At 44.3% G+C, this 13,169-nt stretch carries 14 protein-coding genes; 7 read left to right on the forward strand and 7 right to left on the reverse strand.

The genetic code is table 11. The features are described 5' to 3' along the window. Nucleotides 1-118: 118 nt before the first annotated feature. Nucleotides 119-1,627 carry a hypothetical protein gene (locus tag WD077_02105; GenBank protein MEX0966004.1) on the reverse strand — a complete coding sequence of 503 codons (1,509 nt, stop codon included), beginning with the start codon at nt 1,625-1,627 and terminating at the stop codon, nt 119-121. 531 nt (nt 1,628-2,158) lie between these two features. On the opposite strand from WD077_02105, the gene WD077_02110 reads away from it, so the two are divergent. Further along, nucleotides 2,159-3,361, forward strand: a complete 1,203-nt coding sequence (locus WD077_02110; GenBank protein ID MEX0966005.1) for an adenylate/guanylate cyclase domain-containing protein — start codon at nt 2,159-2,161, stop codon at nt 3,359-3,361. Nucleotides 3,362-3,522: 161 nt separating this feature from the next. On the opposite strand, the gene WD077_02115 is transcribed toward WD077_02110, so the two are convergent. Beyond that, the gene (locus WD077_02115) at nt 3,523-3,861 is read right to left on the reverse strand and encodes a helix-turn-helix transcriptional regulator (protein ID MEX0966006.1); all 339 of its coding nucleotides are present in this window, start codon (nt 3,859-3,861) and stop codon (nt 3,523-3,525) included. A gap of 615 nt (nt 3,862-4,476) precedes the next feature. On the opposite strand from WD077_02115, the gene trmD reads away from it, so the two are divergent. Together trmD and rplS are read left to right on the forward strand one after the other, a co-directional pair. Next, nucleotides 4,477-5,166 (forward strand): tRNA (guanosine(37)-N1)-methyltransferase TrmD, encoded by a 690-nt coding sequence (gene trmD, locus WD077_02120; GenBank protein ID MEX0966007.1) that lies wholly within the window; start codon nt 4,477-4,479, stop codon nt 5,164-5,166. A gap of 89 nt (nt 5,167-5,255) precedes the next feature. After that, the gene (rplS, locus tag WD077_02125) at nt 5,256-5,603 is read left to right on the forward strand and encodes a 50S ribosomal protein L19 (protein MEX0966008.1); all 348 of its coding nucleotides are present in this window, start codon (nt 5,256-5,258) and stop codon (nt 5,601-5,603) included. Nucleotides 5,604-5,702: 99 nt separating this feature from the next. Here rplS and WD077_02130 read toward each other — a convergent pair whose 3' ends face one another. Beyond that, nucleotides 5,703-6,329 carry a WbqC family protein gene (locus WD077_02130; protein ID MEX0966009.1) on the reverse strand — a complete coding sequence of 209 codons (627 nt, stop codon included), beginning with the start codon at nt 6,327-6,329 and terminating at the stop codon, nt 5,703-5,705. A 29-nt stretch (nt 6,330-6,358) separates the two neighbouring features. Here WD077_02130 and WD077_02135 point away from each other — a divergent pair, with 29 nt between their 5' ends. Further along, entirely contained in the window at nt 6,359-7,783 is a 1,425-nt protein-coding gene (locus WD077_02135) for a GWxTD domain-containing protein (GenBank protein MEX0966010.1), read from the forward strand. Between the two features lie 9 nt (nt 7,784-7,792). On the opposite strand, the gene WD077_02140 is transcribed toward WD077_02135, so the two are convergent. The 3 genes from WD077_02140 to WD077_02150 form a co-directional block, all read right to left on the reverse strand. Continuing rightward, nucleotides 7,793-8,182 (reverse strand): VOC family protein, encoded by a 390-nt coding sequence (locus WD077_02140; GenBank protein ID MEX0966011.1) that lies wholly within the window; start codon nt 8,180-8,182, stop codon nt 7,793-7,795. A 4-nt stretch (nt 8,183-8,186) separates the two neighbouring features. After that, nucleotides 8,187-8,819, reverse strand: a complete 633-nt coding sequence (locus WD077_02145; protein ID MEX0966012.1) for a hypothetical protein — start codon at nt 8,817-8,819, stop codon at nt 8,187-8,189. Nucleotides 8,820-9,016: 197 nt separating this feature from the next. Further along, nucleotides 9,017-9,625 (reverse strand): DUF1684 domain-containing protein, encoded by a 609-nt coding sequence (locus WD077_02150; GenBank protein MEX0966013.1) that lies wholly within the window; start codon nt 9,623-9,625, stop codon nt 9,017-9,019. A gap of 135 nt (nt 9,626-9,760) precedes the next feature. On the opposite strand from WD077_02150, the gene WD077_02155 reads away from it, so the two are divergent. Further along, nucleotides 9,761-10,372 (forward strand): N-acetyltransferase family protein, encoded by a 612-nt coding sequence (locus WD077_02155; GenBank protein MEX0966014.1) that lies wholly within the window; start codon nt 9,761-9,763, stop codon nt 10,370-10,372. Beyond that, nucleotides 10,369-10,680 (forward strand): antibiotic biosynthesis monooxygenase, encoded by a 312-nt coding sequence (locus WD077_02160; GenBank protein ID MEX0966015.1) that lies wholly within the window; start codon nt 10,369-10,371, stop codon nt 10,678-10,680. Before WD077_02155 ends, WD077_02160 begins: the two co-directional genes overlap by 4 nt. Before the next feature lie 27 nt (nt 10,681-10,707). Here WD077_02160 and WD077_02165 read toward each other — a convergent pair whose 3' ends face one another. Beyond that, entirely contained in the window at nt 10,708-12,405 is a 1,698-nt protein-coding gene (locus tag WD077_02165) for a L,D-transpeptidase family protein (protein MEX0966016.1), read from the reverse strand. 327 nt (nt 12,406-12,732) lie between these two features. Between WD077_02165 and WD077_02170 the strand changes: the two genes are divergently transcribed. After that, nucleotides 12,733-13,134, forward strand: coding sequence for an energy transducer TonB (locus tag WD077_02170; protein MEX0966017.1), 402 nt, complete (start codon nt 12,733-12,735; stop codon nt 13,132-13,134). Nucleotides 13,135-13,169: the final 35 nt, after the last annotated feature.

Here is a 13,169-nt window from a genome sequence, read left to right on the forward strand (position 1 = left end):
TGGTCGCATGAAACCCTTAGTTATCAACACTCCTGTGTTTATAGACAGACTCTAAGTAGTTATCCACCACTTGTCAATTCTGAGTTTTTGGACTCCCACCTTAAGCAAGCCCCTATGGTTAGTCACCTTGACCGACCTCGCTCAAATATTCAAAGATAGGGACATCAAACCCGATAGATAACATACCTCTTTTTGGAAGAATTATAGGATCGTCATTTAAATCAAGAGGTAAAGAATAGTTGACGTTAGCCTCAAGTGAATTAAAAAACTCTACCCCAAACCCTACTCCGATTAACGGAAGTTCAAAATTTCTATTAGTTTTAAGATTCACTATATTATAAATAAGTCCAGATCCAAATAAGTGAAAGTAAATATTATTTATTAAAGGCTTACTTGGAGCATAATTATCCCAATATCGCCAGGTACCACGATATTTGAATGACTGATTAGGGCCAAATGACCTAGTATATTCGAAATCCGCAAGAATGAACTTTAGCCCAAACTTCTCACTGGCAAATGCTAATTGATTCAATGTGTCTGTAAAAGTCTCATTTACTTTTATGGTTAATTCATTAGCGAATACCCCATAATTTAAGCCGATCAGGAAATATGGTTTAACCCCCACAAATGTATGTTCCAATGAGGTTAATCTCGCATTTGTAAACTCATCCTCCAAAGCAAGTATTGCCCCTTCCCAATCAACCTTATAACTAAAACTTGTCGGCCTATCATTGTTGATTATTGCCGTTAATATTAAATATTCTTTTAGTATATCTAGTATTTTAACAAAAGTCTCATTTTGAACTTGTGTCTGGTATTCCTTGATAATATCTGTTAAGGTATTTTTGACAGCCTTAAGATTTCGATCGGAAACTACAGATCCCTGAAAATCCATAACCTCAGAATACTTGTTATAAAATTCTGGAATATTATCATCTTTCCAATCATTACCATTGAAATACTTGCTTTCTAAATCCTTGAAAATTTGCTTAACATCATCATCCACCTTATTCTCATAGTCAAATTCTTTGCCTATTCCATCTTCAAAATATTTTCTTTGCAGGTCTTCTTCTATTTTGCCATTTTTTACAAGCATTAAATATAATCGTTGATAGCAGGTATCTATTAGGAAATTAGTCCATTTATTGGCTTCTGAAGTCTCTGCCATCAACACCTTTGATCGATCTTTTCTTAGTCTAACATCAGAAGAATCTAACTTAATGCTAAACGCCTTATGAAAGGTCAATGAGTTTTGAATGGTTGAATCCCCTTTTTTTAATGATAGGTTCTCAAAGCTCATGGGATATCTATTCATATAGTCCTTAACTAGTTCATGCGTTAGGGTAAATAGGCCAATTTGATCAATCAGCTTTGCCGATATAATTTCAGAATTCTTTTCAGTAAGCAAAATTTCCATTGACCAATAAAGAGTATTATATGTAGCATAATTTGAAGTCTCAACTCTCTTCGATACAATATTAAACAACACTCTTTTTTGAAGTTCCTTTTGTTTCTTTCCTATAATTTCAGAAAGAATTTCTACATCAATATCTGTTTGTCCAAACAATGTTGAAGTGTAAAACAAAGATAGGATCACGATCAAAAATTTGATTGAAAAGCTCTTCATAGTTTTATATTTTATTATTTTTGACAAAGTTCAACCATTTCCATTCTCTACACAATACTCATTTAATGAGTATCTTTCACAACAACCGCTCATACAGCCTGAAAACGTAGATTTTATAAATGAAAAAAATGTAAGGTAGGGAGAGCTAAAGGTTCAGCGGATGAGGCTTAAGGCATTAGCCTAGGTCTATCTCAACCCTCCTCACAACCTCTCTCATTTTCCCTTCAGAATCTTCAGTTCCTAAAGAACAATAAGTCAAAGGTCAGCGACCAATCCCACATTGTCAATACTCATTAATGAGTATTTATTGAGTATACAAAAACCAACAAACAGCGATAACAGCCCAAAACGCTACTATTGAAATAATACCCCAATTTGTGAAAACGTCCAAAAACTTCCGGAATCAGTAAATTGTGAGTAGAAACAAAGGAATACCCCGGCTGCAATGACGAACCCCAGCAGCAGACGGTGGATTTAATGCCCTGATGAGCCTCCACAAAACCCTTTACTTCCGTAGCTTTCGCAAAAAAAGTGGCAAGTATTCCTGCTCGATATCAGCCTTTTGACGGTTTGGAGGAAAGTCGGTTAAAGGTATCTATACTCACCATTTCATCGGTCCTTATTGCCACGATGGGCATTTTTTGGGGGGCCATTTATTATTGGCAGGATATAATCTGGGCGGCTGTTATTCCCTGGAGCTACAGTGTGATTAGTTTTCTTGGGATTGGTGTGTTTAGCCGTACCGGGCGTTTTGCATTTTTCCGCTTTTCTCAATTACTGATTACGCTGGTACTGCCTTTCATGCTTACGCTTACGCTGGGTGGGCTTACGGCTTCCAGTGGTGTTATGTTGTGGTCGCTCACCTCTCCGCTGGGTGCGCTCTTGTTTGATAAGCGTCAACGTGCTTTACCGTGGTTCGTGGCTTTCATGGTGCTTTTGCTGTTTACGGTGGTACTTCAGCCTTATCTTCAGCCGGTGGAAATTACGGCATGGGTAAGCAATGTGTTGTTGCTGCTGAACCTGGCAGGTGTGTCCTTCGTGGCCTTTATCCTCATCAGCTATTTTATAAGAAAGCGTGACGAAGCCCACGTATTGCTACATAAGGAGAGAGAAAAGTCAGAGGGGCTGTTGTTGAACATCCTGCCCGCGAAAATAGCCGGGGAATTGAAAGCCGGACAAACCACCATAGCCGAGCATTTTGATGAGGTGACCATCATGTTTGCCGACCTTGTTGGTTTTACGCCTCTGACCGCGCAGTTGAACCCGAACAAATTGCTGAATGTGCTGAATGCCGTGTTCTCTTATATGGACGACTTAGTGGAAAAATACAAGGTAGAAAAGATTAAAACCATTGGCGATTGCTACATGATAGCGGCTGGCGTGCCCGAACCGCGCCCCGACCATGCGATGGTGGTGGCCGACCTGGCACTTGAGGCAATGGTGCATTTCCGGCAGCATACGTTTTCCGGCCACCAGTTGGACTTGCGGATTGGTATAAGTTCAGGGCCGGTGGTGGCAGGCGTTATCGGCAGGAAAAAGTTCATGTATGATCTTTGGGGCGATGCGGTAAACCTCGCCAGCCGCATGGAATCATCTGGCGAGGCCGGGCAAATTCGGGTGTCGGGAAGCACGTGTAGGCTAATCTGCAAACGCTTCCGCTGCCAAAGCCTGGGGGAGCAGTTGATTAAAGGCAAGGGGAGCCTTGAGGTGTATCAGTTGCTGGGAAAATTGTGATGGGAAGAAATGTGTGGAAGGACAGTATTTCCTGAAAGAACAATGTTCGTGACGTGATTCCACAGATTGTTCCCGCCCCTGGAATGACAGAATGGAACCGGTCAAGGCGCTCTTCCCCGAATTCGCGCCTCTTTTACTGGATTTCAATTTAGGGAAATTTGTCAGTAAGCAGATCTATAAAAATATTCTGCTGCACGCTGCCAGTCCAATATGCTGGTAATTTTCAGCTTGCTGATGATATGCCTCCGGTGCGTATCCACCGTGTGTTTGGAGATGAAGAGCTCAACCGCGATTTCACTGCTTTTCCGGCCTGTGGCCACCATGCTCAGAATTTCCTTTTCCCGAAAGGTCAGGGTTTGGAGCTTCCTTAAGAGCTCCTCAGGAATTTGGCTGAATTCCGGGTTTTTCTCAGGGTGAGCCGGCTGCACAGACTTGAGGTTGATGTTCACTTTCAACAGACTCGGGGACACGCCTGTATCTTCAAAGCTTTTAAATTTCATAGGAGATTAAGGTTGATTGGCACGGAAAGATATAAAATCCTATTTAAAAAAGTGAAGGTGATAGAGATATGAGAGGGCTTAGGTACAAGTGCTCTCAAATGCCGCTATTTCTTGGGAGGCGTAATTTGTCTGGCTTCGGTCTGGTCAGAAGGACTTGCATCCGAACCGGGCTCGGACCCCTCCTTTTATTTCTTTAAAAAACCGGATAACAATAATTTATAAAGCAATTACTTTTTTACTTCCTTAAAACCATGCACCATAAATAAAAATAACTCAACCTTTTTACATCTCAGGAAGCATACTCCTAAGCCTTTTTATAAAGTCGAACTTGTGATTAGGATTTCTTGGTTGCTAAGGTTTATTTTTGAAAAATACCTTTGACCAGTCTTTTGGGAGTATGTAATGAAACAAAATTCAGGACTTTACAAACAGGATCCCAGCATCATTAATATATGTTCCCGGTATAAAATCAAGAGACTTTGTGAAATTCATAGAAATAAGGAGAGGCTTCATAAAATCATGATTTGAAATACAACTACTCCGGTTAAAATTAATCCCTGTCCGCTTTGCACAATCCTTCACGAACTTTGCGGTTCACACAAATCCCGCTGCACGATGCATATATCTATTCTCACTATTTTCCCCGGTATGTTTGATGGCTTCCTAGGCCAGTCCATTCTGAAGCGTGCGCAGGAAAAGGGATTGCTGGAAATAACCGTACATGATCTGCGGAAGTATTCAAAGAACAAACATAAAAATGTAGACGACTACGCCTACGGTGGCGGGGCCGGAATGGTCATGATGATCCAGCCGATAGTGGATTGCATTGAGGCCTTGCAGCAAAGTCGCAGTTTCGATGAGATCATTTTCCTGACACCTGACGGGGAACGGTTGACGCAAGCCCTGGCAAACGATCTGAGCCTGAAAAAGAACCTGCTGATGATCTGTGGCCGTTACAAGGGCATTGATCAGCGGGTGCGTGATCATTTCGTGACGCGGGAGATCTCCATTGGAGATTATGTGCTCTCCGGTGGTGAACTGCCGGCTGCCGTAGTTACTGATAGCATCGCGCGGCTCATCCCCGGTGTGCTCTCTGATGAAAGTGCTGCCTTGCTGGATTCGTTTCAGGGCGACCTGCTGGATGCACCGGTGTATACCCGCCCGCCCGACTATCGAGGACTGAAAGTGCCGGAAGTGCTGCTGAGCGGCCACCAGGCCCGGATTGATGCATGGCGGGATGAGCAGGCACTGAAGAAAACACAGAGCAGAAGGCCCGATCTGCTGAACGATAGCGGGGAGAAATAATTCCGCCTTTTTGCGGTGTACGGTTTCCAGTGGAATATCGCTACATTTGCACCTCATTTTTGAAACCCATTCATTCAAAATAAGTAGCAATGGACGCTATTATCAAAGAGTTACAGGCAGAAAACCTCAGGTCAGATCTTCCGGAATTCAGCGCAGGTGATACCATCACCCTCTTTTACAAAATCCGCGAAGCCGGCAAAGAGCGGGTGCAGCCTTTTCAGGGCGTGGTCCTTCAGCGCAGTGGAAGTGGTGCTACGGAAACATTTACCATCCGTAAAATGAGCAGCGGTATTGGCGTGGAGCGCATCATACCTGTAAACTCACCAAGCATAGACCACATCGTGGTGAACAAAAGAGGGAAAGTCAGGAGAGCGCGCATTTTTTATCTCCGGGGCCTCAGTGGCAAGAAAGCCCGCATCAAAGAAAGAAGATATTAATCTTAATTCTTGTCTTTTAAGAACAAAGCCATTTCCAGTACCGGGAATGGCTTTTTGTTGTTCGGAGCATTTATTATTGGGGCATGGCTCTGCTGTTATTCAACCGGCCATTTTTCTCAAAACCCTGAAACTTTCAGGACCTTCATTCATGAGCAGATCCAGTATGCTAAGCCCGGGAACAAAACCATAGCGCTGGCTGAACACCTGAAGATAGGCAACTTCCCTCAGGGGCATATTCTGTTCTGCCAAATATTGGGGCGACCCTTGCCTGAAATCCAGTGCCTTTGACAATATTTCTCCGCTCAGCCCGGAATTGCGCTGAAACGTTACAGGCATTCTCATCAGCCCGGCCAGTAATTCGATCAATTTAAAATTGAATTCAAAAAGGCCTGAATAACGTTCTTTGAAGAATGGTTCGATCAATGGTGCATAATGCTCAAAAAAAGGTGCTTTGCCATAAGCCGACCGGATGGAGACCCAATGCACTCTTTGCCAGTCTCTGCTGTTATTGATACGAACCTCTCCTGCGGTTTTTTTTGTTTTTCCCTTTTCGAGGGGAATGCTGAGCACCAGCGGCCCGTTTGCACCCAGGATGGTGGTTCGGCTGCGGGAAGTTTGTTTTTGGAAAGGCTCCCGGTCGTCAAGGATTACGGCTTCTGCACGGGCGGTAAAGGCAAAAAAAGCAAGTGGCGGCAGGTATTCTGCATCCATTAATAACAATGGCATTTTTTTCCGGTTATGAATTTTGACTTGCAATGAACGCTATAATTAATAAATTTGAGAAAAGGCTCTTCATGCGCTATCTCCTTCCCGTATTACTCCTGCTTTTACCGAATGGCATATCTGCTCAGAAACTGACTGCTTATGCAGACTTTGCGCAGTTTCAAGTGCCTGGCGGAAGTGCTTATGTAGAGATTTACCTCAAGATTCCGGCACCGCGCCTTCACTTCGTTGAGAAAAAGGATACGGGCTGGCAGGCCACGCTGGAAATAACCCTGATGGTTACGGAAGGAACCAAAGTGGTTTATGCCAACAAATACGATCTGCAAAGTCCGGGAGTGAACGAGTTTTTCCGGGATTTCAGCCTGGTGGATCTCAAAAGGGTGGCGCTGGAGCCGGGCATCTACGATTTGGTGGTTGAGGTGCGGGACAGAAATCATACTGATCCTGCATATATTATTAATAAAAATCTCGAAGTCCTCAATCCAGGAACTCCGCCCTCATTTTCTGATGTGGTGATCGCTGACACTATTTTACCATATCAGGCGAACCATACGCTTATGAAACATAACCTGCTGATCTTTCCTGTGGTGCGAGGAAGTTTTGGGCAGGACATAAAACAAGGTTTTTTCTATACAGAGGTTTATCCGGCACCTCCTGATTCAATTTACCTGCTTCGCTATTACCTGAAAAAAGGAGATGAAAGACTGGAGCATTATAGCGGCAAAATGGCCATTCGCGGCTCTCAGGTTATGATTGCCAACAGCGCCTTCCCGCTGGAAGGTTTGGAGCCGGGCCATTATCAGTTGATGCTGGAACTGCAAAATACCAAAGGCAATCTTTTACAGATTCAGCAAAAACCATTTTCAATTACGCAAACAGAAGCATTTAAATACCATAAACCTAACCTTGAAGAATTGAAAGTGCTTGGATACATTCTTATTCCCAGACGGGAAAAGGACAAGTATCAAAAAGCAAAGCAACTGATTGCCGGAAAAGATAGCGCTGAGTTGAAAAAATTGCTGATGGAAGAATGGACGCTTCAACTCAACCGCACACCACAATATGAGTGGAATGAATTTTTTGAGCGGCTGGAATACGTGAACGGCCGCTTCGGTACTTCGATGGAGGCCGGATACCTGACCGACCGTGGACGCGTCTATCTGCAATACGGGCCACCGCATTCCGTAGCCCTTTATCCTGATGAGCCTGCGGCCTATCCTTATGAGCTATGGCACTACTACCGGATGGAGCGCCAAAGCAACAAGCGATTTGTCTTTTACAATCCTACACAACTCCCGGATGAATTTGTGCTGCTGCACTCGGATGCGCAGGGAGAGCGGAATAATCCGCAGTGGCGGAAGATGATCTACAGCCGTACGAATAAAAATAATGACCTGGATGAGCGCGGAAGCAACACCAACTACGGCAGCTATCTCGATCGGTTCTGGAACGACTGACAGGAAATATTACTGGCGGGAATGCACGGCTATCCGGTTGCCTTCTGTATCCAGGAAAAGTCCCATGTAGCCGACATCCTCGCTGATCTGCGTTTTGGCCCGCAGCACCTTGCCTCCCGCTGCTCTTACCCGTTTCAGTTCATTGGCTACGTCACCTGAGAGGGCCGTAAAATAAATCAGCACACCCTGCTGCGAAGGAGAATAATGGTCTTTGTGATGAACCAGGCTGCCTGCTGCACCCATGCCGGTCTCTATAAATGGAAACCACGCCATATCCTGATCTCCGAATGAATGCCTTTCCAGTTCAATGTCGAATACCGTCTGGTAAAAATTAACCGCACGCTCCATATCCGTAACCGGTATTTCGAACCATCCTACTACATTTTTATCTGGTTTCATATTCTTAAATTTTTCTGGTGTTAAACCGTTGTCTCGTGATCATTTTTCCGGCCAGGAGCAGTTTCTCCTCTACCCCGATGATATACCGGTATTTATCAAAGCGCTGAATGGACGCCTTCACATCGGCCATCATCTTATCGCGGTTTTCTTCGTCCCGCCATTCCTCCGGCTCACTAATGAAATATGGCCAGTCGCGGCCCTGCATTCTGCGAAGCGCATAGCGAATATCTTCCACATTCACGTACCGAAGCTGGTCTGCCAGATCTATATGCTTTGCAGGATTGATGTCCGGGTTAAGAAAGAAGGTGATCGTGTTGGAATCCAGGGAAAGCGTTGGCTCCAAATCCTCCATCCGACCTCTGGTAGTCAGCATTTTCTGGTAGTTCATCACCATCCTGAAGAGCGCCAGCGTATCCTGCTCTGCGATCCGGTGCAGCGCGTCAGCCGGAGGACCGGGCGATACTGCCTTGTGCAGTTCCTCCATCGCGCTGAAAACTCCTTCGATATGTGGCCGTGACTCCGCCAATACCGTATCCAGCGTCAATATCCGCACCTGCACCTGCTTCTCACGGGCATTGCAACCTGGCAAGCCATAAGTTATGGCAGCCAGCAGAAATAAGCGAAAAAATACCTTCATCTGCTACATTTAATTTCGTGTAAAGTAAGCATTTGTAAACAACAACTCAATGATTCATTTGAAGCCGGGTATTACTTTTAAAGAATTAATTTCTTATAAATTAATGAATATTTTAAACTGGAAAAAGTAAATGATTTTAAAACTTATTACTTTAAATATTTACGCAATTTTTCATAGAAACAGGATATTCCTTAATTTTAATATTCAAACATTTTTACGCCTGCTGAAATTTTCATATTAATAAAATTCTCTTTTGGCGGCACAGGGCAGGAATACCGGGAATTATAGGCGCAGTAAGGATTATAGGCTTTATTAAAATCAATTATTATTTCTTCTCCTTCGGGAATTTCGAGATCAATATATCTCCCGCCTCCGTAGGTTTCCTCACCATTGGTTAAATCTGTAAATGGCAGAAAAAGGGAATTCCTGTATTTCTCCTGTTCCCGCAGCGCCACGTTTTGATAAATATTGATCTTGCATTCTTTACCCATTAAAGTAAATGAAGCTTCCGCAAATTTTACATATTCCGGTTCACGGTCAGTAGTGGTTTTCATTTTAAAGATTTTCTGCTTTTCTACACGGGCTATTTTTGCCACCACGCGATAGTTGAGATTTACAGGGTAAAAATCGAGCGATTCAAATTCCTGCTGCTGCTCTTCCTTCAATGGCGAAGTCTCAGGGTCTTCAAACTCCCCGTTCATCTTTTGCTGAAAGGCGAGCACATCAGCCAACTGTCCCGAAGTATCGGTTTGTCCAAATGCCGGGAACGCTATCACCAACAGCATTAATTTGAGATAATTTTTCATAATTAAATTATAAAAATTTTGCTTCCAAAAATACGGCCCCCTAAATCCCCCAATGGGGAATTTCTTCAAAAAGGCAAATGTGAAGATTTCACCGCAATAACGCAACTTTGAGCCATCTAATCTTATCATTGCCAGATGCCTTTTATCATTCGCCCTGCGCGGCCCGGAGACGAAGCTGATATTGCGGACATCTACCGTCCGGTGGTGGAAAACACTGCCATAAGTTTTGAGCTTGAGCCTCCGGATGCGGACGAGATGAGGCGCAGGATTGAATTGACGGAGGTGACTCATTTATGGCTCGTTTGCGAAAATGAGGGCAGAACGGTAGCGTATGCTTATGGCGGGACTCACCGCAGCAGGAAGGCTTATCAATGGTCCACGGAAGTTTCAGTTTATGTCGGACAAAATTTCCGGGGAAGAGGAATTGCACGGGCGCTCTACGATGTGTTGCTGAAGGGCCTTGAACTACAGGGATTCGTCACAGCCCTTGCCGGAATTACCATCCCGAATGCTGAGAGTGAGGCATTTCACCGGGCGATGGGTTTCCAGCCATTTGCCACATATAAGAACATCGGCTATAAAATGGGACAATGGCACAGCGTAATTTGGTTACGCAGGGAACTTCGCAGTGCTGATTCGGCTCCTCCCCCGCTGAAACACTATACCACTATCCTGAACCTGCCGGAATGGAAAACCGCCATAGAACACGCAGTGCAAAGAATCAATCATCCTTCTCAATCTCTATGATCGCGAAAACACCTGAACCTCCCTATTATGCCGTCATCTTTACGTCCGTCCGTTCGGAGGGCGACAATGGATATCAAAAAATGGCTGAGCGAATGGAAGCACTTGCCGCACAACAGGAGGGATTTCTGGGATTGGAGAATGCCCGAGCTGAATTGGGCATTACCGTCTCTTACTGGCGTGACCTTTCGTCTATTGAAAGGTGGAAGCGTAATGCTGAACATATAGTGGCACAGCAAAAAGGAAAGGCCAAATGGTATCGCAGTTATAAAGTACGCGTGGCCAAAGTGGAGCGTGAATATGAATCCTGAGCAGGCGCTTTCTGCACTTACCGATTCCTATCTTTCGCTAATCAGGTCCAGGTCGCGGTTTCTGTGCCGCTCAATAGCATTTAATTGCACCTGATCAAAATCATAGAGGTCATCTCTGAAATTTACCTTCCCGTCATCATCCACCCAGGTTGTCCAATAAAGGATGTGTACCGGATATTGCTTTTTTAGTGGAACTACCGTTTCATTTTCAGCAGCCATGAGTTCTTCTATTTCTTCCGTATCCTTGTCTGGAAGCAGGAAATCTGCAAGCTTTGCAGGTTCTTCAATCCTGATGCATCCGTGGCTGAAATCCCGTTCCGCACGACTAAATAGATGATCGGTAGGTGTATCATGCAGGTATATATCCATGTCATTTGGAAAGATAAATTTCACATGGCCGAGTGCATTCCAGGGTCCGGGTTTTTGCCTGATTCGAAATTTAAAACTATCCCTTTTCATTTTCTTCCAGTTTACCCAGATCGGATGCACCACGGATGCATCCTTTCCCCAGCCGCTTAGCAGTTCATAGTTGTGTTCAGCGAGGTAAGAGGAGTTTTCGATTTGCTTTGGTAAGATCTCCTCTGTGGCGATTGAATTGGGCACATTCCAGTAAGGCGCAAAAACGAGATATTCCATAGTATCGCTAAAAATCGGGGTCGAATTCATTTTCTTCCCTACGATTACCCTCATCTCCATTGCTTCATTTCCATTTTCTACAACGCGCATTTTGTATTCAGGAATGTTAACGAGGATGTAATGCGATCCAAAAGAATCCGGCAGCCAGCGCAATCGCTCTATGTTCAGCTTTATCTGGTTGGTGCGGTCTGTGGCCGGGATGTTCATCACGCGAACAGTGGCCTCGTCAAGTTTTCCGGATTCTTCCAGTCCGTGCCGTTTCTGAAAGTATTTGAGCGTTGATTCCAGGTCCCGGTCAAAGATCTGGGGGACTTCCTTCTCTTTTTCGCTACGATTAATTTCCGCATTCAGGCGCTTCCATGCGGCTGCCACCCTGACTGAAGTATCCCCCACAGCCAGTTCCGGACCCTGCGGCACAGTGTCCCAGCCCCCGGTCATGATGATCGCCCGGTAAAGTGACAGTGCGCCCTTCAACTTCCTGAACTGCCGGTATTGGGGCTTCAGGCTGTCCAGGGAGGCAGCAATATTCTGCTCTTCAATTCCTGCACGGAGGTTTGCTGCAAGATCGCATTCGCGCGGTGTACATTTCCAGATTCCGCCTAAGGTACCGGGATCAATCCTGCCGCGCACGGTATGGTGGGCATACAAAATATAGTTAGCGGTCAGCATCAGATCCAGATAAATGAGCTTCATATTCTTTTGAAATTCATCACTTTCAAATACATCATCCCTGAACATCTTAATGCGCCTGATGTCATAATCCTCCCGCTCCAGGCCCTCTTTCTCAGCATCTTCCAAAATGGCTATGAACTCTTCCGTTTGCGGTAATAATTCATCGTCCTCGTTCCATGCAAGTTCATATTCTCTTGCCCTGTAAAAAGATTTCATTGCATTAAATAAAACCGTATCCTCCAACTGATATGGGAAAAACCCGGAAATGTCATGTGAGTCAATCACTGTTTGAATGACCGCACTAATATCCTCTTCCGCAATCTCCCGTCCCTGGTACTGATTATCCGGGTGGTCCGTTCGTTTGCAACTCATAAATGTGGCCCCTGCCAATAAAACTATTATTAAATACCTCGTCATTAAATTCCTTTATTAATTCTTCTTAATTCTTAAATTAATAATCCCTTGCTGCCGTTATTAAAATTCAGGCCATACCCGTTCCCTTGCAGTTCATCACTTTCCGGGAATTCCTCTTCATAAGATTTGTGATTTGGCCTTGAATTAAAACATGCATTGTAAAAAATTAAACTCATCTTCTAATTCTTCCAGATATCCCTCTGCTATCCCCATAACCCACTTCCATTACTTACGTATATATACAGGGGCAAATTGGAAAAGTTCACTTTTGCTTAATATTGAAAGATTAAAATTCGATAAGCTTTAGAGGTAATAACTAAATCACAAAACATGAGAATCATTCAGCCAATAATTTTCTGCATTCTGCTATGCAGCACCATCAGCACTATTTCAGTTGCGCAGGAAACCGACACTGCACAATCTGCCCATCTCGTAGAAGTTCCGCCCGAATTTCCAGGCGGTGAAGATGCCCTCTATAAATATATCGGTGAAAACCTCGTTTATCCACGCAGAGCAAAAAAAAAGAATATCGTTGGGAGTGTTGTCGTAACCTTCGTCATTGAGAGGGATGGTTCCATTTCATCCATTAAAGTGCTAAAATCGCCTCATCGCCTTCTAAGCAAAGAGACGATTCGACTTGTAGAAGGAATGCCAAAGTGGACACCGGGCTACCAGCGGGGAGATACGGTGAGGGTTCAATTTGTATTGCCCATCCGGTATAAACTTACTTAATCAGGCAGTAGTCAGAAATAGAAAAATTACTAAAG

The sequence above is a fragment of the Bacteroidia bacterium genome (assembly GCA_040880525.1).
Classification (GTDB): Bacteria; Bacteroidota; Bacteroidia; order CAILMK01; family JBBDIG01; genus JBBDIG01.

What these genes read in the sequence shown, in the direction of transcription:
- WD077_02170 (MEX0966017.1), top strand. Translation starts at nt 12,733, where the DNA reads ATGAGAATCATTCAGCCAATAATTTTCTGCATTCTGCTATGCAGCACC.
- WD077_02130 (MEX0966009.1), bottom strand. Translation starts at nt 6,329, where the DNA reads ATGCCATTGTTATTAATGGATGCAGAATACCTGCCGCCACTTGCTTTT.
- WD077_02150 (MEX0966013.1), bottom strand. Translation starts at nt 9,625, where the DNA reads ATGAAAAATTATCTCAAATTAATGCTGTTGGTGATAGCGTTCCCGGCA.
- WD077_02160 (MEX0966015.1), top strand. Translation starts at nt 10,369, where the DNA reads ATGATCGCGAAAACACCTGAACCTCCCTATTATGCCGTCATCTTTACG.
- WD077_02135 (MEX0966010.1), top strand. Translation starts at nt 6,359, where the DNA reads ATGAACGCTATAATTAATAAATTTGAGAAAAGGCTCTTCATGCGCTAT.
- WD077_02165 (MEX0966016.1), bottom strand. Translation starts at nt 12,405, where the DNA reads ATGACGAGGTATTTAATAATAGTTTTATTGGCAGGGGCCACATTTATG.
- rplS (MEX0966008.1), top strand. Translation starts at nt 5,256, where the DNA reads ATGGACGCTATTATCAAAGAGTTACAGGCAGAAAACCTCAGGTCAGAT.
- trmD (MEX0966007.1), top strand. Translation starts at nt 4,477, where the DNA reads ATGCATATATCTATTCTCACTATTTTCCCCGGTATGTTTGATGGCTTC.
- WD077_02115 (MEX0966006.1), bottom strand. Translation starts at nt 3,861, where the DNA reads ATGAAATTTAAAAGCTTTGAAGATACAGGCGTGTCCCCGAGTCTGTTG.
- WD077_02105 (MEX0966004.1), bottom strand. Translation starts at nt 1,627, where the DNA reads ATGAAGAGCTTTTCAATCAAATTTTTGATCGTGATCCTATCTTTGTTT.
- WD077_02155 (MEX0966014.1), top strand. Translation starts at nt 9,761, where the DNA reads ATGCCTTTTATCATTCGCCCTGCGCGGCCCGGAGACGAAGCTGATATT.
- WD077_02145 (MEX0966012.1), bottom strand. Translation starts at nt 8,819, where the DNA reads ATGAAGGTATTTTTTCGCTTATTTCTGCTGGCTGCCATAACTTATGGC.
- WD077_02140 (MEX0966011.1), bottom strand. Translation starts at nt 8,182, where the DNA reads ATGAAACCAGATAAAAATGTAGTAGGATGGTTCGAAATACCGGTTACG.